At 62.1% G+C, this 25,935-nt stretch carries 27 protein-coding genes and 2 pseudogenes; 4 read left to right on the top strand and 25 right to left on the bottom strand.

The features are described from left to right. The 13 genes from V8Z78_RS10400 to V8Z78_RS10340 all read right to left on the bottom strand — a co-directional run. On the bottom strand, positions 1–208 hold a 208-nt coding region (locus V8Z78_RS10400), incomplete at its 3' end, for an ArsC/Spx/MgsR family protein (protein ID WP_349731321.1). A 25-nt stretch (positions 209–233) separates the two neighbouring features. Continuing rightward, entirely contained in the window at positions 234–1,523 is a 1,290-nt protein-coding gene (locus V8Z78_RS10395) for an arsenic transporter (RefSeq protein WP_349731320.1), read from the bottom strand. Between the two features lie 122 nt (positions 1,524–1,645). Continuing rightward, positions 1,646–2,152, bottom strand: a complete 507-nt coding sequence (locus V8Z78_RS10390) for an arsenate reductase ArsC (protein ID WP_003066630.1) — start codon at positions 2,150–2,152, stop codon at positions 1,646–1,648. A 46-nt stretch (positions 2,153–2,198) separates the two neighbouring features. Further along, positions 2,199–2,522, bottom strand: coding sequence for an ArsR/SmtB family transcription factor (locus V8Z78_RS10385; RefSeq protein WP_003066631.1), 324 nt, complete (start codon positions 2,520–2,522; stop codon positions 2,199–2,201). A 302-nt stretch (positions 2,523–2,824) separates the two neighbouring features. Further along, on the bottom strand, positions 2,825–3,235 hold the full coding sequence (locus V8Z78_RS10380; protein WP_046462185.1) for a VOC family protein: 411 nt from the start codon (positions 3,233–3,235) through the stop codon (positions 2,825–2,827). Positions 3,236–3,854: 619 nt separating this feature from the next. Next, entirely contained in the window at positions 3,855–4,064 is a 210-nt protein-coding gene (thmT, locus tag V8Z78_RS10375) for a 2-hydroxymuconate tautomerase (RefSeq protein ID WP_269446744.1), read from the bottom strand. A 179-nt stretch (positions 4,065–4,243) separates the two neighbouring features. Beyond that, positions 4,244–5,224 (bottom strand): tripartite tricarboxylate transporter substrate binding protein, encoded by a 981-nt coding sequence (locus V8Z78_RS10370; protein WP_179626522.1) that lies wholly within the window; start codon positions 5,222–5,224, stop codon positions 4,244–4,246. Between the two features lie 264 nt (positions 5,225–5,488). Beyond that, positions 5,489–6,280, bottom strand: coding sequence for a 2-oxo-3-hexenedioate decarboxylase (dmpH, locus tag V8Z78_RS10365; RefSeq protein WP_046462187.1), 792 nt, complete (start codon positions 6,278–6,280; stop codon positions 5,489–5,491). A gap of 76 nt (positions 6,281–6,356) precedes the next feature. Then, positions 6,357–7,394, bottom strand: a complete 1,038-nt coding sequence (gene aphG, locus V8Z78_RS10360) for a 4-hydroxy-2-oxovalerate aldolase AphG (protein ID WP_003066639.1) — start codon at positions 7,392–7,394, stop codon at positions 6,357–6,359. Positions 7,395–7,406: 12 nt separating this feature from the next. Continuing rightward, positions 7,407–8,327 (bottom strand): acetaldehyde dehydrogenase AphF, encoded by a 921-nt coding sequence (aphF, locus tag V8Z78_RS10355; RefSeq protein WP_046462188.1) that lies wholly within the window; start codon positions 8,325–8,327, stop codon positions 7,407–7,409. A 180-nt stretch (positions 8,328–8,507) separates the two neighbouring features. Next, positions 8,508–9,290, bottom strand: coding sequence for a 2-oxopent-4-enoate hydratase (gene dmpE / locus V8Z78_RS10350; protein ID WP_349731319.1), 783 nt, complete (start codon positions 9,288–9,290; stop codon positions 8,508–8,510). Between the two features lie 4 nt (positions 9,291–9,294). Beyond that, a complete protein-coding gene (locus V8Z78_RS10345; protein WP_256630910.1) occupies positions 9,295–10,164 on the bottom strand; it encodes an alpha/beta fold hydrolase in 870 nt (289 codons plus the stop codon). After that, positions 10,145–11,599, bottom strand: coding sequence for a 2-hydroxymuconic semialdehyde dehydrogenase (locus tag V8Z78_RS10340; protein WP_057092683.1), 1,455 nt, complete (start codon positions 11,597–11,599; stop codon positions 10,145–10,147). The genes V8Z78_RS10345 and V8Z78_RS10340 overlap by 20 nt, the downstream gene beginning before the upstream one ends. Before the next feature lie 112 nt (positions 11,600–11,711). On the opposite strand from V8Z78_RS10340, the gene V8Z78_RS10335 reads away from it, so the two are divergent. Continuing rightward, positions 11,712–12,608, top strand: a complete 897-nt coding sequence (locus V8Z78_RS10335) for a LysR family transcriptional regulator (RefSeq protein WP_349731318.1) — start codon at positions 11,712–11,714, stop codon at positions 12,606–12,608. A gap of 28 nt (positions 12,609–12,636) precedes the next feature. Here the strand turns inward: V8Z78_RS10335 and V8Z78_RS10330 are convergent, their stop codons facing one another. From V8Z78_RS10330 to V8Z78_RS10285, 10 genes and pseudogenes are all read right to left on the bottom strand, one after another. Next, positions 12,637–13,089 (bottom strand): GlcG/HbpS family heme-binding protein, encoded by a 453-nt coding sequence (locus V8Z78_RS10330; protein ID WP_349731317.1) that lies wholly within the window; start codon positions 13,087–13,089, stop codon positions 12,637–12,639. Between the two features lie 11 nt (positions 13,090–13,100). Continuing rightward, positions 13,101–13,991 carry a SphA family protein gene (locus tag V8Z78_RS10325; RefSeq protein ID WP_057092685.1) on the bottom strand — a complete coding sequence of 297 codons (891 nt, stop codon included), beginning with the start codon at positions 13,989–13,991 and terminating at the stop codon, positions 13,101–13,103. 201 nt (positions 13,992–14,192) lie between these two features. After that, positions 14,193–15,137: a catechol 2,3-dioxygenase gene (locus V8Z78_RS10320; RefSeq protein ID WP_046462194.1), complete on the bottom strand. Its 945-nt coding sequence runs from the start codon at positions 15,135–15,137 to the stop codon at positions 14,193–14,195. 10 nt (positions 15,138–15,147) lie between these two features. After that, a complete protein-coding gene (locus V8Z78_RS10315; RefSeq protein ID WP_046462195.1) occupies positions 15,148–15,513 on the bottom strand; it encodes a 2Fe-2S iron-sulfur cluster binding domain-containing protein in 366 nt (121 codons plus the stop codon). Between the two features lie 7 nt (positions 15,514–15,520). Beyond that, the gene (locus tag V8Z78_RS10310; RefSeq protein WP_057092686.1) at positions 15,521–16,594 is read right to left on the bottom strand and encodes an NADH:ubiquinone reductase (Na(+)-transporting) subunit F; all 1,074 of its coding nucleotides are present in this window, start codon (positions 16,592–16,594) and stop codon (positions 15,521–15,523) included. 59 nt (positions 16,595–16,653) lie between these two features. After that, positions 16,654–17,010 (bottom strand): phenol hydroxylase subunit P4, encoded by a 357-nt coding sequence (locus V8Z78_RS10305; protein ID WP_179626528.1) that lies wholly within the window; start codon positions 17,008–17,010, stop codon positions 16,654–16,656. Beyond that, positions 17,007–18,618, bottom strand: a pseudogene (locus V8Z78_RS10300) (aromatic/alkene/methane monooxygenase hydroxylase/oxygenase subunit alpha). Before V8Z78_RS10300 ends, V8Z78_RS10305 begins: the two are co-directional and overlap by 4 nt. 47 nt (positions 18,619–18,665) lie before the next feature. Further along, on the bottom strand, positions 18,666–18,959 hold the full coding sequence (locus V8Z78_RS10295; protein WP_003066653.1) for an MmoB/DmpM family protein: 294 nt from the start codon (positions 18,957–18,959) through the stop codon (positions 18,666–18,668). 11 nt (positions 18,960–18,970) lie between these two features. Continuing rightward, positions 18,971–19,963 carry an aromatic/alkene monooxygenase hydroxylase subunit beta gene (locus tag V8Z78_RS10290; RefSeq protein ID WP_046462199.1) on the bottom strand — a complete coding sequence of 331 codons (993 nt, stop codon included), beginning with the start codon at positions 19,961–19,963 and terminating at the stop codon, positions 18,971–18,973. 41 nt (positions 19,964–20,004) lie between these two features. Further along, positions 20,005–20,196, bottom strand: coding sequence for a phenol hydroxylase subunit (locus V8Z78_RS10285; RefSeq protein WP_003066655.1), 192 nt, complete (start codon positions 20,194–20,196; stop codon positions 20,005–20,007). Between the two features lie 305 nt (positions 20,197–20,501). Between V8Z78_RS10285 and V8Z78_RS10280 the strand changes: the two are divergent. Further along, positions 20,502–22,204 (top strand): annotated as a pseudogene (locus V8Z78_RS10280) (sigma 54-interacting transcriptional regulator). Between the two features lie 4 nt (positions 22,205–22,208). Next, positions 22,209–22,961: a GntR family transcriptional regulator gene (locus V8Z78_RS10275; RefSeq protein ID WP_046462202.1), complete on the top strand. Its 753-nt coding sequence runs from the start codon at positions 22,209–22,211 to the stop codon at positions 22,959–22,961. 311 nt (positions 22,962–23,272) lie between these two features. On the opposite strand, the gene V8Z78_RS10270 is transcribed toward V8Z78_RS10275, so the two are convergent. Continuing rightward, entirely contained in the window at positions 23,273–24,046 is a 774-nt protein-coding gene (locus tag V8Z78_RS10270) for an AraC family transcriptional regulator (protein WP_046462203.1), read from the bottom strand. A 26-nt stretch (positions 24,047–24,072) separates the two neighbouring features. Between V8Z78_RS10270 and V8Z78_RS10265 the strand changes: the two genes are divergently transcribed. Continuing rightward, on the top strand, positions 24,073–25,398 hold the full coding sequence (locus V8Z78_RS10265) for an MFS transporter (protein ID WP_349731316.1): 1,326 nt from the start codon (positions 24,073–24,075) through the stop codon (positions 25,396–25,398). A 101-nt stretch (positions 25,399–25,499) separates the two neighbouring features. Here V8Z78_RS10265 and V8Z78_RS10260 read toward each other — a convergent pair whose 3' ends face one another. Next, positions 25,500–25,928, bottom strand: coding sequence for a helix-turn-helix domain-containing protein (locus V8Z78_RS10260; RefSeq protein WP_046462204.1), 429 nt, complete (start codon positions 25,926–25,928; stop codon positions 25,500–25,502). Positions 25,929–25,935: the final 7 nt, after the last annotated feature.

The raw sequence follows: 25,935 nt of genomic DNA, 5'->3' as shown, positions 1-25,935 counted from the left end.
CAAGCTCGTCATACGGCGTACCTTTTTGGCGCAACACATCGCGCACTGGCATGCCCATGGCCTGGATCAGGCCCGCCAGCGTGGCGCGATCAGGAGGCGTCCTGAGGTATTCAATGACCGTGGGCTCTTCCCCGCTGTTGCGGATCAGGGCCAGAACATTGCGGGAGGTGCCGCAAGAAGGGTTGTGGTAAATCGTGATGTCGCTCATAGCGCAAGATTTCCGTTGCAAAGATTCATGGCGCCACGCTGAGCCGCAAGGCCAGGGCGGCAAGGGTAATGAGCAGCACGGGCAGAGTCAGTACCGCGCCGACTTTGAGGTAGTAGCCCCAGCCAATCGTTGTGCCTTTCTTGCCCAGCACATGCAGCCACAGCAAGGTGGCCAAGCTGCCAATCGGCGTGATCTTGGGACCCAGATCGCAGCCAATCACATTGGCGTACACCATGGCCTCATTGACAGCACCGCTGGCTGTGGACGCATCGATGGACAAGGCTCCGATCAAGACCGTGGGCATGTTGTTCATGATGGAAGACAGCACCGCAGACAGCACGCCTGTGCCCAGTGAAGCGGCCCACACGCCACCGGCTGCAAACTGGTTCAGCAACATGGCGATGTAATCCGTAAGCCCCGCGTTGCGCAGCCCATAGACCACCAGGTACATCCCCAGCGAGAACACCACGATCTGCCACGGAGCGCCATGAAGCACTTTCCTGGTGCTGATGACATGGCCACGCGCAGCCACCGCCAGCAAGATCGCAGCTCCCACGGCTGCCACAGCACTGACAGGGACGCCCAGGGGCTCCAGCGCGAAGAAGCCGACCAGAAGCAAGACCAGCACGACCCAGCCAGCCTGGAAGGTGGCCACATCCTTGATCGCAGCCGACGGCTGTTTGAGCTGGGCCACATCGTAGGTGGCAGGAATATCGCGTCGGAAAAACAGCAGCAGCACACCGAGGCTGGCCAGGACCGAGGCGATGTTGACCGGCACCATCACCGATGCGTAGTCGTTGAAGCCGATCTTGAAAAAGTCGGCGGAGACGATATTCACCAGATTGGAGACAATCAGCGGCAGACTCGCTGTGTCGGCAATAAACCCGGCGGCCATGACAAATGCCAGCGTTGCTGCCGGAGAAAAGCCCAACGCCACCAGCATGGCCATCACGATGGGCGTGAGAATCAGGGCGGCTCCGTCATTGGCGAACAGGGCCGAAACGGCGGCCCCCAGCAGCACGATGAAAGCAAACAGCTTGACTCCACTGCCACCACCCCAGCGGGCAAAGTGCAATGCAGCCCATTCGAAGAAACCGGCCTCATCCAGCAAAAGGCTGATGATAATGACGGCGACAAAGGTCGCCGTGGCATTCCAGACGATATGCCAGACCACCGGAATATCAGCCAAGTGCACGACTCCCATCAGCAGCGCGATACCGGCCCCAATCGAGGCGCTCCAACCAATACCAAGGCCGCGTGGCTGCCAGATAACCAGCGTCAGGGTGAAGATGAAAATCAGGATGGCCGCCAACATGACGTATAGGTCCTAGAAAAGCTATGAGTCGGCATCAGTGCCGCCCACAGCGTGCGGACGTCAGTGAAGCCTGGTACTGCAATCCAGACTTTGGATCTGGATCGCAATGGCAGTAACGGGATTCAGTGCGAAGAGAGTTCACGCGCCGTAGACTGCAGCACAGCCTGCTCCAGCTTTTGCGCCGGCAGGTTCACCAATAGCTCCAGGCGACAACGAATCATGTGCATCGTCTGCCGGAAGGCTTCCAGCTTTGCCTCGTCAGAGGCATCGCCTTCCGAGGGGTCCGGGTAGCCCCAATGCGCCGTGGCGGGGTGACCAGGCCAAAACGGACAGACTTCGCCAGCGGCGTTGTCGCACACGGTGATGATCAGATCCATATGCGGCGCGCCAGAAACGGCAAACTCGTCCCAGCTCTTGCTGCGCAAACCATCTACCGAGACACCGGCCTTTTGCAGCACTTGCAGCCCCAGCGGATTGGGTTGTTGATTCTCTCGGGGGCTGCTGCCCGCCGAATAGGCCTTAAAACGGCCTTGACCCATATCGTTGAGCAAGGCCTCGGCCAAGATGCTGCGTGCCGAGTTGTGAGTGCACAGGAACAGGACGTTCAGGGGAGCTTTGTTGTCAGACATGGTTTTGGCAGCAGGACTTGGGTGTGGGAAAAGCTTGCAGCGACGTCTAGCACTGGCATGGCATAGCGGCGTCATCGGTACAAACCGCGCCCTGGCAGCAGTTCTCGGTGAGATATGCCACCAGATCGTTCATCACGGGGAAGGCCGCGCGATAGAGCACGTTTCGGCCCTGCCGTTCCTGGCTGACCAGGTCGGCATGAAAAAGCTCTTTCAAATGAAAGGACAGTGCATTCGGCGCGATGCCTAGCTGCTCAGCTAATGCACTAGGTGTCAGGCCTTCAGGCCCGGCCACAACAAGGGCCCGAAATACGCGCAATCGGGCCTCATGGGCCAGAGCGGAGAGCGAGCGGATGACGTTTGCTTCTTGCATTAGTTAATAATACATCAATTGTTGAATTAATGTATTAATGTTCAAAAAATGGGCACCGTTTTAGGACCGCAGAATGCCAATGATCGCTCATGGAGTTCAGCACCGAGTGACTGCCTCTGGTCGATAGTGTGAGTGCTCGGATATGCCACGAAGCGGACACCCCGATATGCGGTCTCAGCCGGAGAAGTCGGCTGTCAGCGAAGGCCACAGACTAGTGCTACCGGCCTGAGCAGGTGGCCAGCACATTGCCGCGCAGGCAGCGCTAGAAGACGTCTATGGCGTTGCCGATGGTCAAGGTTGCGTCAGCCTTGAGGCATCTGGCTCATGTCCATAAACATGATTTCCCAGATGTGGCCGTCTACGTCCTCGAAGCTGCGGCCATACATGAAGCCGAGGTCTTGCAAGGGGTTCACGTCCGCCTTGCCGCCGTGAGCAGAAGCAGCCTCAACCACGCTGTCGACGGCCGCGCGGTCGTCGGCGCTCAGGCACAACATGACTTCGCTGGCAGCATGGGCGTCGACGATAGGCTTTTGGGTGAACGTGGCCCACTTCGGGTGGGTGAGCAGCATCACGTAGATGCTGTCGGAGACGACCATGCAGGCAGCGGTGTTGTCACTGAACTGCGGGTTGTTGACGGCGCCGATTGCTTCATAGAAGGACTTGGCCTTCGGCAGGTCAGCGACGGGCAGATTGACGAAGATTTTCTTGGACATTTGAGACTTTCAAGGTCTGTGTTGAGAGGGAATCCTCAGGCGTTGGCGAGCGACGTCAACAGTTCGTCCAGGAGCTGCAAGCTGCATGTGAGGCTGTTTTCCTGCCCAGAGTGGCAATAGTGTGGCCACCACAGCTTCCCAGCCTCGAAGCGGGACAACAAGCTATTGGTACATCATATCCAGCAGCACCAGTGTCAGCCAACTGCGTTAGCCGTCGTTCAGGTCGCAGGCAGACAATGGCCGCAACCGAGAGTCGCTAATGTTCCAAGGCAGCTATCGACCGGTTGCAGCCGCTCAAACCTCGTTGATCTACTGCTGTGCAGCGATTGCCGCTGTTCGTAGCCGCATCGCAACCTATCGGTCACCGCTCCATAACGGCCATCCGAACATTGACGCCGACAGCTACGCAGCGTTGTGCGGGCGCTGCCATACGGGCGGATTGCCATAGTGCTTTCTGCTGTTCCAGTCTGAAAAATGCACCATGACTTCCCGGGACCGTACATCCAAGTGCTCCTACTGGAACGGAAATAGGAGGCTTTGAACCATCTACAGACTCTGGTCGATCTACCCTGAAGAATTTAAGACCGAGACGATCAAGAGAGGTAGAGCCTCCGCCCGGTCAGCGTCCCAGCTCTTTGGCACTGACGCCGGCAATGCCCCAGTTCTCCTTGGGCACATCGTGTATCCAGACCCGCACATTGGCGGCGGGAGCGTCAACGGCCTCGACCAGGGCCTGGGTAACCTTTTCGATCACCGCCTTTTTCTGTTCCTCGCTGCGGCCTTCAATCATGTAGATTTGTGCGAATGGCATAGAACTTCCTTTTTCTATCAGTCGTTATCGATTGCGCGGCGCTGACTTGCCCCCTCTCCCCGAAGGGGCGAGGGGGCAAGGCAAGAGGCGCAGCGCCAAAAAACCGGCAGAGCCCAACTCAGAGACGCAAAGCAAGAGCCGCCTCGCGGCGAAGGCGTCGTCCCCTGGGGGGAAGGCGCCTCAGGCGACTCAGGGGGTTAAGCTTTTATCCCCAACTTGCGAATCAAGTCTCCCCAGCGCTTGTTCTCAGCGCGAATGAAATCGGCGAACTGCTGCGGCGTGTTGACGCGCAGATTGCCCGAGATGTTGTCAAAGGCCTGCTGTACCTCGCCCGTCTTGGCACCGACCTCCCACGCCTGCTGCAGCTTGGTGATTACGGCCTGGGGCGTGGCGGCCGGTGCGACCAGGCCGAACCAGGTCTCGACCTCGAAGCCGGGGTAGCCCGACTCGGCCACCGTGGGCACATCGGGCAAGGCCTTGGAACGCTGGGGCGAGGTCACGGCAATGGCCCGCAGCTTGCCAGCCTTGATGTGCTGCAAGGTCGTGGCCAGCGAGCTTTCCATGCTCATCATTACTGTGCCCGACAGCAGATCGGGCACGATCTGGCTCGAGCCCTTGTAGGGCACATTGGTCAGCTGGATTCCGGCCACAGACTGCAGCAATTCGGCCGCCAGATGGTTGCTGGTGCCAATGCCCGAGGTCGCGTAATTCACCTTGCCGGGATTGGCCTTGGCATAGGCCACCATGCCCTTGAGGTCGGAGAACGGCGCGCCCGGGTTGATCACCAGCGCGCAAGGCGTGGTGCCGACCAGGGAGATGGGGCGCAAGTCCTTCTCCACATCAAAAGGCACGCTGTTGTACAGGTGGGGCGCAATGGCCAGGCTGCTGATGGCTGTGAGCCCTATGGTGTAGCCGTCAGTTGCTGCCTTGGCCACGGCGTCCGTGCCGATATTGCCGCCGGCCCCAGCCTTGTTTTCCACCACAAAGGGCTGGCCCAGCTTGTCGGACATGGCCTTGGCAGCCGCGCGGCCCATGACGTCCGTGGGGCCGCCCGCAGGAAACGGCACGATCATGCGCACCGGGCGCGTGGGATAGCCGGCCTGCGCCAGGGCGCGCCCAGGCAGGCCCATGGCCATGGCAGCCATGGCGACCGCTGTCATCAATTCTCTTCTTTGCATTGCTTGTCTCCGTTGTCGTTCTGAAAAAACTTGATGGTGCGCATCATTTGGAGGCGCCAAGACAACTCTTAGTGCTGTTGCAACCCCTTGCCTGAAGCGCTGCCTTCCCGTTGTGGGGCGGGTTCAAGCGCCCTCCTACTTCACAAGCCCGGCGCGGCTCAGGCCTGGGAGGCCGAGCAAGGGCCGCCCCGTAGCGAGGGCATCTTCCCCCTCCCCAAGAGAGAGAGAGAGAGAGAGAGAGAGAGAGGGAAGATGCGAAGCGACTTAGGGGGCGAACTGAATCGAGGTGCTGCCCATCCCCTGCACGCGCAAACAAACATGGTCGCCAGCGGCCACGGCCACGGCCTCGGTAGCGCCGCCCGACAAAATCAGGCTGCCCGCCGGAATTTCCTGGCCACGCCGGCCCAGGTGGTTGGCCAGCATGGCAATGGCCGCAGCCGGGTGGCCCAGCACCGCCGCACCGGCCCCCATGGCCACGGGCTGGCCGTTTTTCTCCAGCACCAGGCCCACGGTGCGCAGGTCCACGGCGTCGGGGCGCAGAGGCTGGCCACCGACCACAAAGCGCGCGGCCGAGGTGTTGTCGGCCACCACGCTCTTGAGGTCGAACTTGAAGTCGCGGTAGCGGCTGTCAATGACCTCGATGCCGGGCATCACAAAGTCGGTGGCTGCCAGCACGGCGCCGATGTGGCAGCCAGGCCCTTTGAGTGCATGCTTGAGCACAAAGGCGATCTCGGGCTCCACCTTGGGGTGGATCAGCTCCGAGGTCTTGACCGTGCCGCCATCAGGCACACTGAAGTAGTCCACCAGAAAGCCGAACACCGGGTCGGTGACGCCCATTTGCTTCATCTTGGCGTGCGAGGTCAGCCCGGCCTTGAGGCCCACCACGCGCGCGCCGCGCGCCAGCTTGCGCGCCAGGATGGCGGCCTGAATGGCGTAGGCATCGTCCCAGTCCATATCGGGATGGGCGTCGGTGATCTTCAAGGTATCGTGGGCCTGCAGTTCGCAGGTCTCCAAATGCTCGGCCAGTTGTTCAATGGTTGCGGGGTAAAGTGCCATGTGGTGCTCCGAATATTGAAAATGAGTGGGCGGGCAAGGCCTCAGGCCGCCGATGCATTGAGCAGGGCGCGGCGCTTCATGCTGCGACCTTGATCCCGCGCGCACGCGCCATGGTCAGCGCCGTGTCTTCGATCATGTCTTCCTGGCCGCCGACCATGCCGCGCCGGCCCAGCTCGACCAGCAGATCACGCGCCGGAATGCCGTACTTCTTCTCGGCCCGCTTGGCGAACAGCAAAAAGCTGCCGTACACGCCCGCATAGCCCAGGGTCAGCGCATCGCGGTCCACGCGAATGGGGAAATCCATCAGCGGCACGACCAGGTCTTCGGCCACATCCTGAATCTTCCAGACATCAACGCCGGTCTCAATTCCCATGCGCTCGCACACGGCCACCAGCACTTCCATGGGGGTGTTGCCCGCACCGGCGCCCAGGCCTGCGGCCGCCGCATCGATGCGGTTGGCGCCAGCTTCCACGGCGGCGATGGAATTCGCCACGCCCATGGCCAGGTTGTGGTGGCCGTGAAAGCCCAGCTCAGTCTCGGGCTTGAGCGCAGCGCGCACAACGGCAATGCGCTCCTTGACCTGGTCGGGCAGCAGATAGCCTGCCGAGTCGGTCACATAGACGCAGTTGGCGCCATAGCCTTCCATCAGCTTGGCCTGCTTGACCAGACCTTCGGCGCTGTTCATATGCGCCATCATCAAAAAGCCCACGGTGTCCATGCCCAGCTTGCGTGCGGCCGTGATGTGCTGCTCGCTCACATCGGCCTCGGTGCAATGTGTGGCCACGCGGATGGTGGACACGCCCAGCTCATGCGCCATCTGCAGGTGGTCCACGGTGCCTATGCCAGGCAGCAGCAGGGCCGAGACCTTGGCCTGCTTCATCAGCGGGATCACGGTGGACAGGTATTCCTCGTCGCTGTGCGCGGGAAAGCCGTAGTTCACCGAGGCTCCGCCCAGGCCGTCGCCGTGCGTGACCTCGATCAGCGGCACGCCGGCCGCATCCAGGCCCTGGGCCACGCTCTTCATCTGTTCCAGCGTCATCAGATGGCGCTTGGGGTGCATGCCGTCACGCAGCGTCATGTCGTGGACGGTGATCTTCTTGCCTTTGAGTTCCATGTTGCCTCTCCTTCAGGCGGCTACGGGGGCCATTGGTGCGAGCGTGAGCTTGCCGGCCAGCACTTGTTCGGCGAACATCTCGGCCGTGCGCGCGGCGGCGGCGGTCATGATGTCCAGATTGCCCGCGTACTTGGGCAGGTAGTCGCCAAGGCCTTCGACCTCGAGGAAGACGGAGACGCGCTTGCCGTCAAACACCGGGCCGTTGACCAGGCGGTAACCGGGCACGTATTTCTGCACCTCGGCCAGCATCTGGTGGATGGAGGCGGTGATGGCGGCCTGGTCGGGCTCGTCCTCAGTCAGGCAGTGCACGGTGTCGCGCATCATCAAAGGGGGTTCGGCCGGGTTGATGACGATGATGGCCTTGCCTTTCTTGGCACCGCCTACCTTCTCCACGGCACCTGCCGTGGTGCGCGTGAATTCGTCAATGTTCTTGCGCGTGCCCGGTCCCACGGACTTGGAGGACACGGTGGCCACGATCTCGCCATAGGCCACGGCCTGAACACGGCTCACCGCCGCCACCATGGGGATGGTGGCCTGCCCCCCGCAGGTGACCATGTTCACATTCATGGCGCCGCTGCCCAGGTGCTGCATCAGGTTGACCGGGGGCACGCAGAAAGGGCCTATGGCCGCCGGCGTGAGGTCAATCATCAGCGCTCCCTGCTCGTTGACCTTGCGCGAGTTCTCTGCATGCACATAGGCGCTGGTGGCGTCGAACACGATTTGCACGCCATCGGCGTGCATATGCGGCAGCAGTCCATCCACGCCCTCAGCCGTGGTCTTGATGCCCATTTCACGCGCCCGCTTCAAACCATCGGAATCGGGGTCTATGCCCACCATCCACACCGGCTCCAGCACGGGGCTGCGCTGCAGCTTGGCCAATAGGTCGGTGCCGATATTGCCCGGCCCGATCAGCGCGCATTTGATTTTTTTCATCTCTTTTGTCTCCAGTTTTGAAATAACACCCCCTGAGTCGCTGCGCGCCTTCCCCCTCTCTCGCTTCGCGGAAGGGGGACGACAGCCTCGCTGCGGGGCGGCGGGGCCGCCTAGGCCCTTGCTCTCTGTCCCTGACCTTGGAACGCGCCCGTTCATGCGACCTGGGGGCAGGTTTGACGCTTAAACAAACCTCACAGAACAACTACCTATTCCACCTATGGTCACGCGCAGGTTGTCCCCGGCCTTGACCGGCACCATGGCGGCCAGCGAGCCGGAAAGCACTACCTCCCCGGCCTCCAGCGCAATGCCGTGAGCGCCCAGGGTGTTGGCCAGCCAGGCCACGGCATTGGCCGGATGGCCCAGGGCGGCAGCGCCCGCGCCCGTGGCCACGATCTCGCCGTTTTTCTCCAGCACCATGCCGCAGGTGGCCAGGTCCACATCGCGCGGGTCGACCAGGCGATCGCCCAGCACAAAGACGCCGCAGCTGGCGTTGTCGGCCACCGTGTCCTGGATCTTGATCTTCCAGTCGCGGATGCGGGAGTCGACGATCTCGAAACAGGCCATCACCCCCTCGGTGGCGGCCAGCACATCGGCTGCCGTCACGCCCGGTCCCTGGAGCGTTTTCTTGAGCAAAAAGGCGATCTCGCCCTCGGCCTTGGGCTGTATCAGGCTGCTCGCCGATACGGCCTCACCCTCGTTGAAGACCATGCCATCGGTGAGCCAGCCAAAGTCGGGCTGGAACACGCCCAGCATGTCCATCACGACCTTGGAGGTCACGCCTATCTTCTTGCCAACCACGCGCTCACCCGCAGCAATGCGCCGCGCGAGCATGTGCTGCTGCACCTCGTAGGCATCCGCGATGCCGATATCGGGGTAGCGGGTGCTCAATGGTTCGAGCACCCGACGCTGCGACAGTGCCTCGTACAGCTCGTCGCCCAGCTTTTCTTGCAGTTCGGTGTTCATAGGTTCAATCGGCTAAGGGATGGGGTTCATCAGCGTCGGCTTCGGCCAGGAAATCGGCTACCAGGCGTGCAAAACGGGCGCTGTGCTCAATCTGCGTCCAGTGCCCGCAATGGCCATAGACGTGCAGTTGCGATCGCGCAATCCAGTCAGACAAGGTGATCGAGTTGGCCAGCGGGATCACGCGGTCCTCGCGGCCATGCACGATCAGCGTTTCATGCGGAATGCGGCGGATGTCTTCTTCGCGGCTCGCCAGCGCATCGACCCAGCGCTGGCGCGGTGCGGGAAACATGGCCGAGAACGATTCGTGAAAGCCGGGCCGGATGCTGGCCTCGTAGCGCAGGCGCGCCAGCTCGTCGTTCACGATGCTCCGGTCGTAGGCAAAGATATCCAGCAACTGGCGCATGGCGTCTATGGACGGCTCGTAGCCCCAGACTGCGTCCAGCCCCGGCGTGAGCTCGAACGGAACGCCCACACTGCCCATGAGCACAAGGCGGCGCACGCGCTCGGGATGGCGGATCGCCAGTGCCAGCGCAAGGCCTCCGCCGAACGAATTGCCCACAAGATCAGCCCGGGCGATTCCCAGCGCATTGAGCAGGCCCACGGCCTGTTCGACCCAGGCGTCCATGCCATAGGCGAAGCCATCGGGTCGTTCGCTGTAGCCGAAGCCCGCCATGTCAGGCGCGATCACGCGCGCACGCTCGGCCAGCGCAGGCATTACCAGCCGCCAATTGGCCCAGGCCGAAACACCCGGACCCGAGCCGTGGATCAGCAGCACGGGATGACCGCTGCCCAGGTCGTGGTAATTGGTACGAATGCCAGCGGCGGCGATGGACTGCGCCAGCTCCGGATTTCGCTCAGAGTTTGATGCAGACATTCTTCAGCTCCGTGTAGAACTCCAGCGAATGCACACCGCCTTCGCGGCCGATGCCCGATTGCTTGGCACCGCCAAAAGGCGTGCGCAGATCGCGCAGAAACCAGCTGTTGACCCAGGAAATGCCCACATGCATGCGCTGGGCCACACGGTGTGCGCGGGCCAGGTCTTGCGTCCAGACGGCGCTGGCCAGGCCGTAGACGTTGTCATTGGCCTTGGTCAGCACCTCTTCTTCGGTATCGAAGGGGGCGATATGGCAGCAGGGACCAAAGATCTCTTCCTTGATGACGCGTGCCGTCTCGGGCAGGCCGGTCCAGATCGTGGGCTGCACCCAGGCGCCGTCCGCATACTGGGCGCCTAGGTCGGGCACGCCGCCGCCGGTGACCACGGTGGCACCTTCCTGCACCGCCAGTTGGTAATACGACAGCACCTTGGCCTGATGCTCCTTGCTGATCAGCGGGCCCAGCTTGGTGTCGTCGTCTTCGGGCACGCCGATCTTCCAACCCTCGATCTGCTGCTTCAGCGCGGCCACAAAGCGTTCGTAAATCGGGCGCTCCACATAGACGCGCTCCGTGCCCAGGCAGACCTGGCCGCTGTTGACAAAGGCCGAGCGCAACGTGCCTTCGATAGCCGCGTCGAAATCGCAGTCGGCAAAGACGATGGCGGCGTTCTTGCCCCCCATCTCCAGGCTCACGGGGCGTGCTCCCTTGGCCGCAGCCTTCATGATGGCCTCGCCAGTGCGCGTCTCGCCGGTGAAGGTGATGGCATCCACGCCAGGGTGGCTGGTGACGAACTCGCCGGCCGAATCGGGGCCGAAACCATGGACCACGTTGTAGACGCCGGGCGGAATGCCAGCCTCGTTCATGACCTCGCCCAGCAGGGCTGCAGTCTGGGGCGATTCCTCGGAAGGCTTGACCACCACGGTGTTGCCGCAGGCCAGGGCCGGGCCGACCTTCCAGGTCATCAGCAGCAGGGGCAGATTCCACGGGCAGATCACGCCCACCACGCCCACCGGGCCACGGTGGCCGTAGTTGATCGCACCGCGCCCGTCCGGCGTGGCCATTTCGAAGAACTCCGTGGGCACGTTCTTGACCACGTCGGCAAAGATCTTGAAGTTGGCCGCACCACGCGGAATGTCGATATGGCTGGCCACACTGCGCGGCTTGCCCGTGTCCGCACATTCGGCAGCCAGAAACTCCTCGAAGCGGCGGTTGATGCCATCGGCCACGGCATAGAGTTTTTCCACGCGCTCGGCCACGCTCATACGGCCCCAGGGTCCATTCAACGCAGTGCGCGCTGCAGCCACGGCGGCATCGACTTCGCTGCGGCCGGCCTCATGCACCTTGGCAATCACCTGGCCCGTGAGCGGTGAGTGCTTGTCGAAGCTGCGCCCCGTGGAAACGTAGGCACCGTTGATGAAGTTCTGGATGTCTTTCATGGTTTTCTTCCTGTCACGCATGCTTTTGCAGCAACGATAAATTCGGTGTTCAATACTGTCCAATACTGAATTTTCCAAAATCAATACCTATAAGGTATTAAGGAGCTACCCCGTGGACTTGAGGCAGATGAGGTACTTTCTGGCGCTGGCAGAGGAGCTGAATTTCGGCCGGGCCGCGGCCCGGCTTCACATGGCCCAGCCACCGCTGACGCGGCAGATACGTGCCATCGAAGAGGAGCTGGGCACCGAGTTGTTTGTGCGCACGCCCAAGGGCGTGGAGCTGACGGCGGCAGGCCAAACCCTGCTGGACGAGGTGCCCAACATCCTGTCGCTGGCCGAGCGCGCCCGCGAGCGCACGCAAAGAGCCGGTCAGGGACTGACTGGCCAGCTGGACGTGGGCATTTTTGGCTCCGGCGTGCTGGACGTGATTCCGCGCCTGCTGGCGGCGTTTCACCAGGCCAGGCCCGAGGTGCGCATAGCGCTGCACAACCAGACCAAGGACGAGCAACTGCAGGCGCTGCGCGAACGCAGAATCACCATTGGCTTCAACCGGCTGGTGCCTGCCGAACCTGGCATAGGCGTGCAGACCGTGCTCAAGGAAGCCCTGGTCGTGGGCCTGCCGGCCACGCACAGGCTGTGCGAGCACGACGAGGTCGCACTGTCCGAGCTCGACAATGAGCCCATGATCCTCTACCCCAATCTCTCTTTGCATGGCCTGGCCCAGGAAGTCAGCAATGCCTTCCACCGCGAGGGCCTGCGTCTGAACGTAGCCCAGTCGGTGGAAGATGTGCTGACCTGCGTGGCTTTGGTGGCAGGCGGTTTTGGCGCCTGCATCACCACGCGTTCGGCCACCAGCCTGCGTCTGCCCGGCGTGGAATACCGGCCGCTGCACTCGCGCCACTTGCGTGACATCGAGCTCAGCTGCCTGTACCGCAGCGACGATGCATCGCCAGTGCTGGCGGCCTTTTTGGACATGGTGCGCACCTTTGCGGGCCAGGGCAAAACCTAGGCCTGGAGGGGCAGGCAGGCGCCAGGTTTTAGCCACCTTGCTGGTCCTCGACCAGGCCCAGGGCCTGCAGGCCGGCCTCGGCAATGATCTCGTCCTGCTGCTCGCTGCCGCCGGACACCCCGATGCCGCCAATGCGCGCGCCCTCCACCACAATGGGCCGCCCACCACCAAAGCCCACAAAACGCGGTCGCAGGACCAGGCCCTGGCGCACGGCCGGCGAATGCCGGGCCAAGGCCTCATGCCACTGGCCCGTGGGCAGGCCAAAGCTCACGGCCGTATAGGCCTTGTCCGTGGCGATGTCCATGGAGTGCAAGGGTGCGCCCGTCATGCGTACAAACGCGGCCTGCACCCCGGCCACATCCACCACGGCCACATTGACACGCACGCCCAATTCCACTGCCTTGGCTACGGCCGCACCCACGGCGCGCAAAGCAGCTTCGGTGCGGATCACGGGCTGAGAAACCATCAGTGAGTCCAGCATGTCAAGCCTCCTCAAAATGCTTTGACTACTGTGAAGCGCACCAGCGAACCCTTGGGCAGGGCCCCCGTGCCGGCCGTGGCGCTGACTTCCTTGTAGACCGCGCCCTTGAGGAACACGCCTGCACCCGGCACCGGGTAGACCAGCTCGGCGCCCAGTGCATGGCGCGAGGAATGCTGGCCCGTGGCACCCGGGCCTTTGTCATCGCTGATCTGCCACTGGCTGTAACCCACCAGGCCGGCTTGCACGGCACCAAAATGCTTGCCCAGACCCCATTCCAGCGTCACCTGGTTACCGTTGCGAAAGCCCATATCGTTCTTGCCGTTGCGCTCAAAACGCATCAAACCCGAGGCCGAAATGGTCTTGGCAGCGTCAAAGTAATAGGTCAGGCCACCGGTGAGCATGGTGCTTTTGTAACCTTTGCCTGGCGAAGCCGGGTCGCGGCTGCTGGCCGAATCCAGCCAGATACCGGCACCGGCCACAGCGTCCCACTGCGGGCCATGCCAGCCCAGCACCAGCGGACCCAGATAAACGTCGCCCACGCCCGAACGGCTATCGGAAATGCCGGCCGCATTCACCGTGAGTGAGGTACGCATCACCGGCACGATGGCCTCCATGCCGTAGTCGGCGCCGAGCAGCTTGTAGTTGGTGATCCAGACAAAACGGTTGGCCAGGGCCGTCACGGTTCCACGGTTGTTGCCGGGCAGGTTGTCGCTGCTACCCGGCGCGCGGAAATCGTCGATGCTGTAGTTCACCATATAGCCCAGGTAGTACACGCCGGGCGGCGGCACACTGGGGCCCTGCATGCCCTCTACACCGGGGACGTAATGGCCTTCGGCCTGCACGGCCGAGGCTGCCAGCGTACCCAGCAGGGCCAGGGCAGCAGATGCAATCTTGTGGTTCATCTCTATCTCTTTCTTGTGGGTTCACAGATGTCTCGGGGGTCCATGGGGCTGTGCAGGGGGCTACGCCAAAAACTGGCGCGGCCCATATGAGGGCTGCCGCGCAAGCGCCGCCCCGCAGCGCTGGCAGCGTCCCCCTGCCCGCATCGCTTGCGATGCGAAGAGCGGGGGGAAGGCGCAAAGCGCCTCAGGGGGTGTTCCCTTTCAGGTGTACACATCCGTAAATGACGCCACGAGCTCACCCGTGTGATAGAAAATGCCGCTGCCAAGACGGTCCTCGCTCCAGGTGGTCACGGGGCGATCGGGCTGGGCCAAATAGCCCAGGCCGGCAAAGGTCTCGTTGCGGTTGCCGCTGGGGTCGAAGAAGTAAATCGTCTCGCCGCGCGTGATGCCGTGGCGCGTGGGAGCCACGTCGATGCGCACCTTGTTCTTGGCCATGACGTCGGCGGCCTTGAGCACGTCGTGCCAGGAGTCCAGAAAGAAGGCAATGTGGTGCAGGCCCGAGGTGGGGCCGCCCACAAAGGCGATGTCGTGCGGCGTGGTGGAGCGCGCCATCCAGGTTGCGGCCTGCATCTTGCCTTCGGGGCCGACCAGAATCTGCTCGGTCAGGAAGAAGTCCATGCACTCTGCCATGAAGCGGGTGTTGTCCTCCACGGTGTTGATACCGGCCTCGGGATTCATCTCGCACATCAGCAGACAGTGATCTATCCAGTGCGCGCCTGCGCCCTTGAGGCCATCGGGCCAAGGGTCGGGGTTCAGAGAGCCCACGTCCGTGCCCACGCACTCCTTCTTGGCGTACAGGCGCATCTCATGGCCGCTGGGCAGATTGAACTGCAGCATGCGGCCCACCGTGGGCTGGCTGCCTTCGGGCAGCATGGTGGTCTTCACACCCCAGGCCTCGATGCGTGCCTGCAGGCTGTCGAGGTCGGCATCGTTTTGCACCTTGTAGGCCACATGGTTGAGGCCGGCGCGATCACTTTGCGTAAGGATGAGGGAATACTTGTCCCACTCGTCCCAACATTTGAGGTAGACATTGCCCGCTGCATCGCGCAGCGTGACCTTCATGCCCAGCACGTTTTCGTAGTGCTTGAGCGCAGCCTCCATGTCCATCACGCGCAAGTTGGCGTGGCCGATTCGCATTACACCCATGTTTGTCTCCTTAGTTGCTTGTTGGTGTGTCGTGGGTTGTGGGCGCCGGGGAAGCCGCCCGCAGAAAAAATGGTTTGTGCAGGCGCTGTGCCACCGCAATGCGTACGGCCTCCAGCGGGGCTACACGACAGGCCAGGGTGTAGCCCTGATCGCGTTCGAGATCGCTCACATGGGCACAGCTCACGGGGCCCAGATGGCGTACCGCACCTTCGAGCACCTGCACCTTGCAGACGCCGCAGCCACCGTTGACGCAGCCCACCGGAATGCCTTTGCGCCCCAGACGCAACATGCCACTCAGCAAGCTTTCGTGGGTGCCGCAGGCATAGGTATCGCCGGTTTGCTCCACGCTGACTTGCACGTTTTGCATGGCTGGCATGGCGGCCTCAGACACGCTTGAACAAGGGGCTGCGCGCGCCTTGCGCATCGGCGGCCGAGAGGAATTTCTCGGTGTAGATGTCGCGCTCAAACAGCCGGCCCTGCATCAGGGTGGAAATACAGGCCTCGACCATGGGTGGTGGCCCGCACAGATAGGCTTTGCAACCCGCAAAGCCGCCTTGGAAATGGGCTTGCGCAGCCTCGTGCACAAAGCCACGCGCGCCTTGCCAATCCCCGCAGTCCTCGCCCGATATCGCGGGGATGTAGGTGAAATGCGGGTGCTGCGCGGCCAGGGCGCGAAACTCGTCGTCGTAGTACAGCTCCTCGCGCGAGCGCTGGCCGTAGACCAGAGTGATGGGCTGCTCGCAACCATTGGCCAGCAGCTCCAAAATCATGGCGCGTGGGCTGGAAAGCCCCGAGCCCCCAGCCATGAAGACCATGGGCTGGCGTGCCGAATGGCGCACAAAAAAGCGTCCATAGGGCCCGGCCAGCTGCAGGCTGTCACCTTCGCTCAGATGCTCGTGCAGCCAGCCCGTTCCCGCACCGCCCGGCACCAGGCGCACATTGAGCTCGATTTCCTGGGCGCAGCCATCGGCGCCAGGCGCGTTGGCGATGGAAAAAGCGCGCGAGCCGCCCTGCTCCTCGCTCAGACCGGGTATGCGCAGCTGCACATACTGGCCAGCCTGGTAGCGCATGGACTGGTCCAGGCGCAGGTGCAGAGCCTTGATGGTGGGCGTCAGATCGACGATGCGCACCACTGTGGCCGCGAAGTCGCGCACGGGGATGATTTGTGCATCGGGCTCGTCCTCGAAATCGGCCTCGATGGTGGCATCGGACTGCAGCGTGGCACAGCAGGCCAGCGTCATGCCGTCCTCGCGTTCCATGTCCATCAGCGCGAAAGGATTGGCCGCGCCGTGGTCCACCTCGCCGTCGCAAACCTGGACCTTGCAGGTGCCGCACAGGCCGTGGCCGCAGGCGTGGGGAATGTAAATACCCTGGCGCAGAGCGGCGTCCAGCAGGGTCTGGCCTTCCTCCACTTCAATCGAGGCGCCCAGGGGTTCTAAGGTCAGTTGGTAGCTCATATCGTCTCGCTCTCATTCCTGCAGCGCCGGCCAGGCCAGCGCTGCAACCGCCAGGGTGGTTAGCTGCAAGAGCCTTGGATGCCGATCAGGCCCGGGGTGCGAAAGCGGATCACATCCTTGTGCGTCAGGCCGTTGTCGGCCAGCGACTTGGACGCATCGGGCGACCAGGGCTGGCCCGACTTGAACCACAGCACCTCGCTCCAGTCGATGCGTGCAAAGTCGGGGTGGGCGCCATAGACATCGGGCAGCACGGCCTGGGCCAGCGCACCGAAAGGCATATCGGGCGGCAGCGGCAGGGCCACGGGCGAGCAGAACATCAGGTGGTCTTCCCAGCCGATATAGAGCAGAGGCGCGGGAAAGTTCTCGCGCACATCCTTGGCGGGAAAGCGATAGGGCTTGAGTGCGGTGACGCTCATGACTGGGCCTCCTGGCTGGGGTTGGCGGAAGCCTTACTGGCTGCGTTGTTGGCCGAGGTTGCCGGTGGCGGATCGCCGCGCCAGGCCGCAAAATTGCGCTGGTCCTCCGATCCCTCAAAGTCCATGTTGTCGCGGCCCACATTCATGCCGTACCAATCCAGCACGGCAGCCAGCGGGTCAAAGCCTTCGGCCGTGGGATCCACATCGGGCTTGAAGCAGTTGCCCTGGTAGATCTGGTGCACGGGCAGCCAGGACTGAACATACTTCTCGGGCTCGTCGTCGAAGACATGCTTGCAGCCGTCGCTGCAGAAGTGGTATTTGCTGCCCTCGTAGTCGGACTCGCGATAGCAGATCTTGGTGGCGTCACCGGGCTCGGTGAAGCCCATAGGGATCTGGCAGGTGGTGCACAGCATGGGCAGGGTCTTGCTGTAAAAGCGCTTGCCGGCCTGCTGCTCGGCACGGTAGTGCTCCAGGCGGGGACGGTAGTGCTTGTCAAAGCTGTCCGGGTATTTTTCGGACAGCCACTGCATCTCCTGCTCGCCGGGCACCCAGGTGTGAAAAGGTGCGGCCGCCGTGTAGTTGTAGAAGATGTTCCAGGCCTGGTGGCTGATGTGGTCCTTGCCTTCGCAGGCCAGCTTCCAGCCTGCGGGCTCGCGGATGCCGTAGCGCGCCAGGTCGCGGAACAGAGCGCCGCCGTTTTCCTCGGCATACATCTCCCAGGCTTCCTTCCAGCTCATCACACGCTTGGGCAGCATGTAATCCTGCATCATGGCCACCAGGGTCAGCACGCGGTAGCCGCGCCAGAACCATTTGTCGATCCAGCGCTGCACGATGGGCACATTGCCCGGGTCCTGCTCCAACATGAACTTGATGCATTCGATGCCCAGCGTCATATGGCGCGACTCATCGCTTTGCGCCGAGAAGCCAAAGGTCACGGTGGACAGATCGCCGTTATGCGCCGCGCCCGACATAAAGGGAACGAACAGCAGATTGGTCAGCACATATTCGAAGGAGAAGCTCACTGCCGTGAGGAACTCGAACGGGCCTGCGCTCAGCGCATCTTCAAAAAAAAGACTTGGGCACCGACAGAAACCAGACCCGGTCGAACCAGTGGCTGGAGCTGTGCATGCCGTTGAAGTACTTGTTGTAGTTGGACAGCGCATGGGTCTCGGTCTGGAAGTGGCGCAGCTCGTCGATGGACTGCATCTGCGCCGCCACGCGTGCCCCCGCACCGGTGAAATGCCGGCCCGCATGGGCAAAACCGCGGTGGGCGTAATACTCCAGCGGCACCACGCCCTGAATGAACAGCTTGAGCGCGTTGAGATAGCGCGCATCGGTCACGCCCAACTGGCCGTTGTTCTGGGCAAAGGCCTCGATCACGGCGTAGAGCTTTTTCTCTTTTTCGCCCTGGTACTTCCAGTAGGCGTCCATGGTCAGGCGGAAGGGGTCTTCCCACTTGTCCCAGTCGTGGATCTTGATGCCCTCGAACTTGTCATAGGGGAAGACCTTGTCCATGGGCTGGTAGCTGGTCTCCCAGCCCAGGCCACGTGTCATGGCGGTGTAGCGGTCCTTGAGGCCCAGCTTTTTCTTGATTACGGGTGCGTCCATGGTGTCTCCTTGGATGGCGTTGTCTGGTGGTGTTCGGTGAGCGGCTCTTACTGGTTCCAGCTCAGGGAGAATTCGTCGTCGTCCTCATCCACATGGCCGGACAGCGTGACCAGATTGATCTGGATCTGCTGCAGCTCGTAGGGGCGACCGGTCTGCTCTTCAATGCTGGCGCGACGTATGACCAGGCGGCCGGGGGCGTCGATCTTCACGAGACCAGGCGAGTACACGGCCTGGGCGTGGGTGTTGTCGGCGAGGATGGCGTCCACCACGGGGCGCGATTCCTCGTTGTCCTGAAAGGCGATGAACACCTTGGAGACGGGGGTGCTGGCAGATGTGCTCATGGCGCTGCTCCTCAGATGTCCAGACCGGCCTTGCGGGCACGGGCATCCAGGCTTTGGCGGACTTCGCTGAGCACGGCTGCACCACGCACACCCAGGGCCAGTTCGGCCACGGCGGCCAGTGCCACGCCGGCATGGTCGGCATAGCTCAGATACCAGCGCGACAGCTGGCTGCGGTTATCTGCGGATTCGGCTGCAGCCACCTTGACCACGGCATCGATCCAGCGTGCGGTCTCGGTGTGCCACTCGGGCATGAAGGCCGTGAGCATGGCCACGGCCGTGCCGCCTTGCACCGTGACATGCTCGTCCACGAAGTGGTTGTAGATCAGGGGATAGAGCAGTCCGTCGAGCACCATGTTCTGGGCTAAGAACAGCTCCATGGGGTCCTGCACCACAAGCAGGTCTTCCACCAGATGGCGCAGCGGCTGCCAGGCCGGGTGCTGCATCCAGTCGTTCTTGCCGGCCTCGAGCACGCCGGGCTCGTCCATGACCAGGCCCAGGCGCGTGAGGTACTGGGCCACGCCCAGATGGTCCATGGCATGCATCATGGCCGCAGCCGTGAAGGGCGTACCGTAGCCGCGTGAGCAGATCTGGCTGTTGTTCATATTGCCGCCCCAGGCCACATGGCGCAGCGGCATCAATACATCGCAGGCCTTGGCGCGCAGGGCATCGGACATCTTGCCCGCCAGATTGCGCGACTCCACAAACTGGTAGTTGGCTTCCACGGCCTCCTGCTGCTTGGCACGGGTCATGGTCCAGGTGGCGTAGTAGTACTGACGTGGATCGCGCAGCGCGTTCCAGTCGGCCATGCGGATCGCCGTGCGGCCGGTGTCGAACAGCTCGAACTCCGGCTCCCACAGCGGCCGGTAATGGAAGTGATGTGTGGGCTGCACGCCCAGCGTGGCCTCGAGATAGCGCGACGCGGGCTTGTCTCCCGTGTAGGCTGCCACGCGGGCAAAGGTATGGCGCAGCGGCTGTATCTCGCGCGCCGAAAGCTCGATATTCATGGGCTTGTCTCCTGTGTTGTCGTGGGATGCGTGAGTGATGGTCAGAGCAGCCTGGCTTTCTGGACCTGGCAGAAGGCCTCAAAGTCGGCCTCTGTCATGGCCAGCTCCACCGTGAGTTCGGGCCAGCCCACGGAGAACTCGAAGTCCACAAAACCGTTGGCGCGCTTTTGCAGCACGCGCACCGAGCGGCGCGTGAGATCGCAGGCGGGAAGATCGAGAGTGCTTGTTTCCATGAGGGGCTCCTGGCGGGTCTATGGCCTTTGCAATTGCACAGCCCGTGCCAGTTCATGAAAATATCGATAAATCTAGGGTTACTCCCTAAATTTGTGCGTGCTTGAGCAAGCTGGGGATCAGCGATTCCCGGGCAAACCCTAGGACAGCAGCCACAATGCTTCAATGCCTACTGCAGTGCAGCATGATCAAATGATCAAGCACCCCATGCAAAGGTTCGCAATTCATCAATTGCGCCAGCAGTTCAAGGCCGGGGATGCGGGTCAATCCCGTAGCCAGAATTCGATGTTTTATCGATAGTTTTCTCATGCCCCACACTCCCCCCGCCCTACCCTCCGATGCCGATTTGCGCAGCCAGGTCCGCTTCTCCACCGAAGACGGACTGATCTGGCTCTCGGGCCAGCGCATGTTGCTGCTGCACCTGGCCTCTCTTCACGCCCTGCGCCGCGAAATGATGAACACCATGGGCCCCGATCACACGCGGCGCCTGCTGCTGCGTGCCGGCTATGCCGCAGGTGAGCGCGATGCGCTGCTGGCACGCCAGATACGGCCCACGGCCAGCCTGTTCGAGATGTTTGCCGTAGGCCCCCAGTTGCACCGGCTGGAGGGTGCGGTGCGCGCCACGCCGGAAATCTTTGAGGCCGATGAGCAGGCGGGCCACTTTCAATGCGTGGTGCGCTGGGAACACAGCTGGGAAGCGGAAATCCATTTGCGCGAATGGGGCCCCAGGACCAGCCCTCGTGCTGGATGCTGCTGGGCTATGCCTCGGGTTACTCCAGCGCTTTCTTCCGTCGCCCGGTGTTTTTCAAGGAAATGCAGTGCTCCACCTGCGGCCACGCACACTGCCTGATAGAGGGCCGGTTTCAGCATGAGTGGCCCGATGGCGAACAGATCGCACGCGACTACGACCCCGACTCCATGCTGGTACGCCTGGATGAGCTGCAGTCCCAGGTCGAAGCCTTGCGCACCGGCCTGGCCCCTTGCGACAGCCAAGGCCCTTTGCTGGGCCATTCACGCGCCTTTCAAGCCGCGCTGGAGCTGCTGTCCAAGGCTGCTCCCACCCAGGTCACGGTGTTGCTCACGGGTGAGACCGGCGTGGGCAAGGAACGCTTTGCGCGCGCCCTGCATGCCATGAGCCCGCGCGCCGACAAACCCTTTGTGGCCGTGAACTGCGCGGCCTTGCCCGCCGACCTGATAGAGAGCGAGCTGTTCGGCGCCGAAAAAGGCGCGTTCACCGGCGCCACGGCCACGCGCATAGGGCGCTTTGAACGCGCCCATGGCGGCACGCTGATGCTGGACGAGCTGGGCGAGCTGCCCCTGGCCGCCCAGGCCAAGCTGCTGCGCGTGCTGCAAAGCGGCGAGGTGGAGCGCCTGGGCGGCCACCGCAGCACCCAGGTCGATGTGCGCGTGATCGCCGCCACCAATGTGGACCTGGAAAAAGCCGTGGAGCAGGGGCGCTTTCGGCGCGACCTGCTCTACCGCCTCAACGTCTACCCCATACGCATCCCCGCGCTGCGCGAGCGCGTGGACGATATCGAGCTGCTGGCCATGCATTTGCTGCAGAAATACTCGGCCTTGCACGGCAAGCCGGCCCCGGGCTTCAGCGACCGGGCGCTGACCGCGCTGCGCGGCCACAGCTGGCCCGGCAATGTGCGCGAGCTGGAGAACCTGGTGGAACGCGGCCTCATCCTCACGCCGGCCGGCGAACCCATCGATGTGGCTTGCCTGTTCCCCCAGTGGAGCGACAACGGCCAAAGCACCATAGACGACCAAGGCCATCTGGCCCAGGCCTGCGGCGCAGATGGCGATCTGCACACGGCCGGGGTGTACGACAGCATGCAGCACCAGGGGCTTTCGCTGGACGCCCTGGAAGACGGGCTGCTGCAAGAAGCCGTGCGCCGCGCCAGCGGCAATCTGGCCGCAGCGGCCCGCGCCCTGGGCATGACCCGCCCCCAACTCAGCTACCGGCTCTCACGCATCCGCGAACGCACCACAGGCACCGAGGAGTAAACGCTTGGCCAAGAAATCCTTTATGCAATGCCTGGCCCTGCCCGAGACTGAATCCAGCGGCGGCGAAGCATCGCGCACCCTGACCGAGCAAACCTATGCCCGGCTGCGCACCGACATTGTCGAAGGCCGCCTGCTGCCTGGCAGCAAGCTGCGCATAGAGCATCTGCGCCAGGCCTACGAGGTCGGCGCAGGCACCTTGCGGGAGGCGTTGACGCGCCTGGTCAGTGATGCCCTGGTCACAACCGAAGGCCAGCGCGGCTTTCGCGTCTCCACCATCGCCATGGACGACCTGCAGGACATCACCCGCCTGCGGGTACATATCGAAACCCATGCGCTTCGTGAATCCATACGCCATGGCGACGCGGCCTGGCGGGCCCAGTTGCAGGCCAGCTATGACGAACTCTCGGCGGCCGAGCAACCGCTATCCAGCGACAACCGCCGCCAGTGGGAGGCCTTGAACCTGCGCTTTCACGAGACCCTGCTCTCCGGCTATGCATCCCCTTGGACATTGAAGGTGCTGCGCCTGTTGGCGCGCCATAGCGAGCGCTACCGCTGCTATGCCATGGAGCAACCCGCGCTCACCCGTGATGTACATGCCGAGCACCAGGAAATCTTCGAGCTCGCCATGGCTGGCCAAGAAGCCCGCGCGGCACTGGCCCTGGAAGCCCATATTTGCACCACCCCCCATCTGCTGCTGCAAGCCATGCGCGAAGGCAAGCTGGTGTTGCCTGGCACCCGGCCGGAAGCGGAGGTATGAACTGCAGCACAGCTTTATCATTTTGATAGCTGTCTGTGCTGGATGGGAAAGTGCCAGAGGATAGACAGGGTATATCTACCTGTCCAATGGCAGTCCATCACTCGATTGCCGCTGCCATCCAGGCCACTGACCAGAATAGCTCTGTAGGCCAGCTTTCGTCAGAGGTTTGCATGAATCAAGCTGACTTCCGCTTTTGACCGCTAGCAGCCAGCCACCGAGGGCTGCTCACGCCCCATAGCCTCCGTTCGCACACATCAATTGCAGTCAGTTAAAAGGACGCGCCGAATTGAGGGCTTCGCAGCCTGGCCTTGCTATTGATAGAAGCTGGAGGGCGAGACCCCGAAATGTCGACGGAACATCGCAGCAAACGCGCTGGCACTGCCGTAGCCGCAGTCGAGCGCTACTTCGATGACCTTGTTACCTGCAGCAATCCCGCGCAGCGCGTGAAGCAGCCTAGCCTGCTCACGCCATTGAGCGAACGTCATGCCAGTCTCCTTGGCAAATAGCCGGTGCAACGTTCGCTCTCCCACATGGATTGACGCTGCCCATTCCGCGGCATTCGACGAATCTGAGGGGGTTGCGCTAAGTTGGTCGCAGATGCTGCGAAGCCGCCCATCCTTGGGCATTGGCAGATGAAGCGGAAGGGTTGTCGAGACGCGAATCTCATCAATGAGCAATTCCAGAAGCCGTGCGTCGCGGCCTTTCGGCTCGGTGTGGAACGCAATGCGGACCGCCTCCACGAGCAGTTCGCGCAGCAGGGGTGAGACGTTGATGACGCTGCTCTCATGCGGCAAGGTCGTTACCTTCGCGGCATCGATGTACGCCGTGCGCATAAGCACGTCACCGGCCATCGTGACGGTATGCCGCAGGCCCGTGGTTATCCAGAGCGCGCGATTGGGAGGGACGATCCAAGACCCCGCGTCGGTGTGCACCACCATAACGCCCTCTGTAGCGTAGAGAAGCTGGCCTTTGGGGTGGGAATGCCAACCCGTGGACATACCGACCGGCCACCTGCTCTCCATGACGACGACCGGCCAGGCCAGGCTGTCGTACTGCTTGTGTTTATGGGATGGATGCGTTGCCATGGCAGAAACTCTACAGGTATTGGCAGATGAGCGTGCGACAGCCAATCGGCAAGGACGTAATCTCCAAGCTCAGCCGTTCAACGGCTCAGGTCCAACGCACTTGCCTCTGTATTTCCATGACCGTCAGAACTGCCACTCTCTCCACATCGGAAGCACCTTGCATCGCGGTGCCCGACGCCAAGCCACAGGGATTCCTTCTCCCTATCGTCGTGGGCGCTGCCTTTGCCCACCTTCTCAACGACATGATCCAGGCCATGCTGCCTTCGATCTTTCCCATGCTCAAACAGAGCTTCTCCTTGAGCTTTGGGCAGATCGGAATCATCGCGCTGGTCTATCAAGTCACGGCTTCGCTGCTCCAGCCCTGGATCGGCCTGTACACAGACAAGCATCCCAAGCCATACCTGCTTCCTTCGGGCATGGGGATGACCTTCATCGGAATCGCGCTCTTGGCTACGGCCAGCAGCTACGAGATGCTGTTGGTTGCGGCAGCGGTGGTGGGCGTCGGCTCTGCTACTTTTCACCCAGAGGCCTCGCGGATTGCCAGGCTGGCGTCGGGTGGCAGGTTTGGAACAGCGCAATCCACTTTTCAGGTAGGTGGTAACACCGGCTCCGCCATCGGCCCCTTGCTGACTGCGGCCATCGTTATCCCGCATGGTCAGCCAGCCGTAGCATGGTTCATGGTGGTCGCACTGGTTGCGATCTTCGTTTTGTATCGCCTCACGATCTGGGTACGTCATCACGGAACAGCTAAAGCCAAGGTCCTGTCGAAAGGCCATGGCGAGGGGCTGGACCGCTCTGGCGTGATACGTGCGATTTCCGTTATCTGTGTGCTGATGTTTGCGAAGTTCGTCTACATCGCATCATTCACCAACTACTTCACGTTCTATCTGATTGAGCGCTTTCAGCTCAGCGTGCAGACGAGCCAGCTGTTTCTCTTCATGTTCCTCGCAGCTGTGGCCGCAGGAACCTTCGTAGGAGGACCTGTTGGAGACCGCATTGGCCGCAAGGCTGTCATCTGGATTTCGTTTCTTGGCGTCGCCCCGTTCGCTCTTGCGCTGCCTTATGTCGGTCTTGCCGGGACAGCCATCCTCGCCATTGTCATAGGCTTGGTAATGTCATCTGCCTTTGCCGCTCTGGTGGTCTACGCACAGGAGGCCGTCCCCGGTCGCGTGGGACTGGTATCTGGGCTGATGTTTGGGCTGATGTTCGGCGTCGGCGGAATTGGCGCAGCCGGACTGGGTGAGTTGGCAGATGTACACGGCATTGTGTGGGTCTATGGCGTGACCTCATTTCTGCCGCTCCTTGGCTTCGCCACAGCGTTTCTTCCAGAAACTCAGCGAAAGAAGCTCTAAAACTGCTACATCGCTATACGCCTATGTCCGCTTCCCTCAAAAGTGCCGAATGGCAGGTTGCGGCCGGTTGCGGCTGTCGCTGTTCGGCCCAAAGCAGGTATTCAAGTTGACTTGGCCTTACTGGCTGCAACTGTAAGTGGCTGAATTTTCCCAGCCAAGGCTGCATGCATTAGCCGTTGAAACGTTGGGCAATCGAGATGGTTCTTCTCGGGGCAGTTGGCCGCATGTCGTAAGCCGTCACGCACAGCCTTTAATTGCTTGATGGATCTCTCTACTAGATCGGCCTTGGCGAGCATCATTTCTCTAGGTACCTGAATGTTCCCATCAAGAGGCAACATTGCTCTAATCTCGTCGAGTGAGAACCCAGCAGCCCGTCCAAGAGCGATGACCGATAAGTGCTCTAGAACTTGAGCATCAAACAGTCGCCGCTGCCCATGTCTTCCGATAGAGCGGATCAACCCCTTCTCTTCATAGAAACGAAGTGTTGGTGCAGATAGTCCTGTTCGTTTTGCTACTTCTGTGATGTCCATATTCACG

Source organism: Comamonas sp. wu1-DMT, assembly GCF_040187805.1.
Classification (GTDB): Bacteria; Pseudomonadota; Gammaproteobacteria; order Burkholderiales; family Burkholderiaceae_C; genus Comamonas; species Comamonas thiooxydans.
This window is presented reverse-complemented; position numbering and strand designations above follow the sequence as displayed.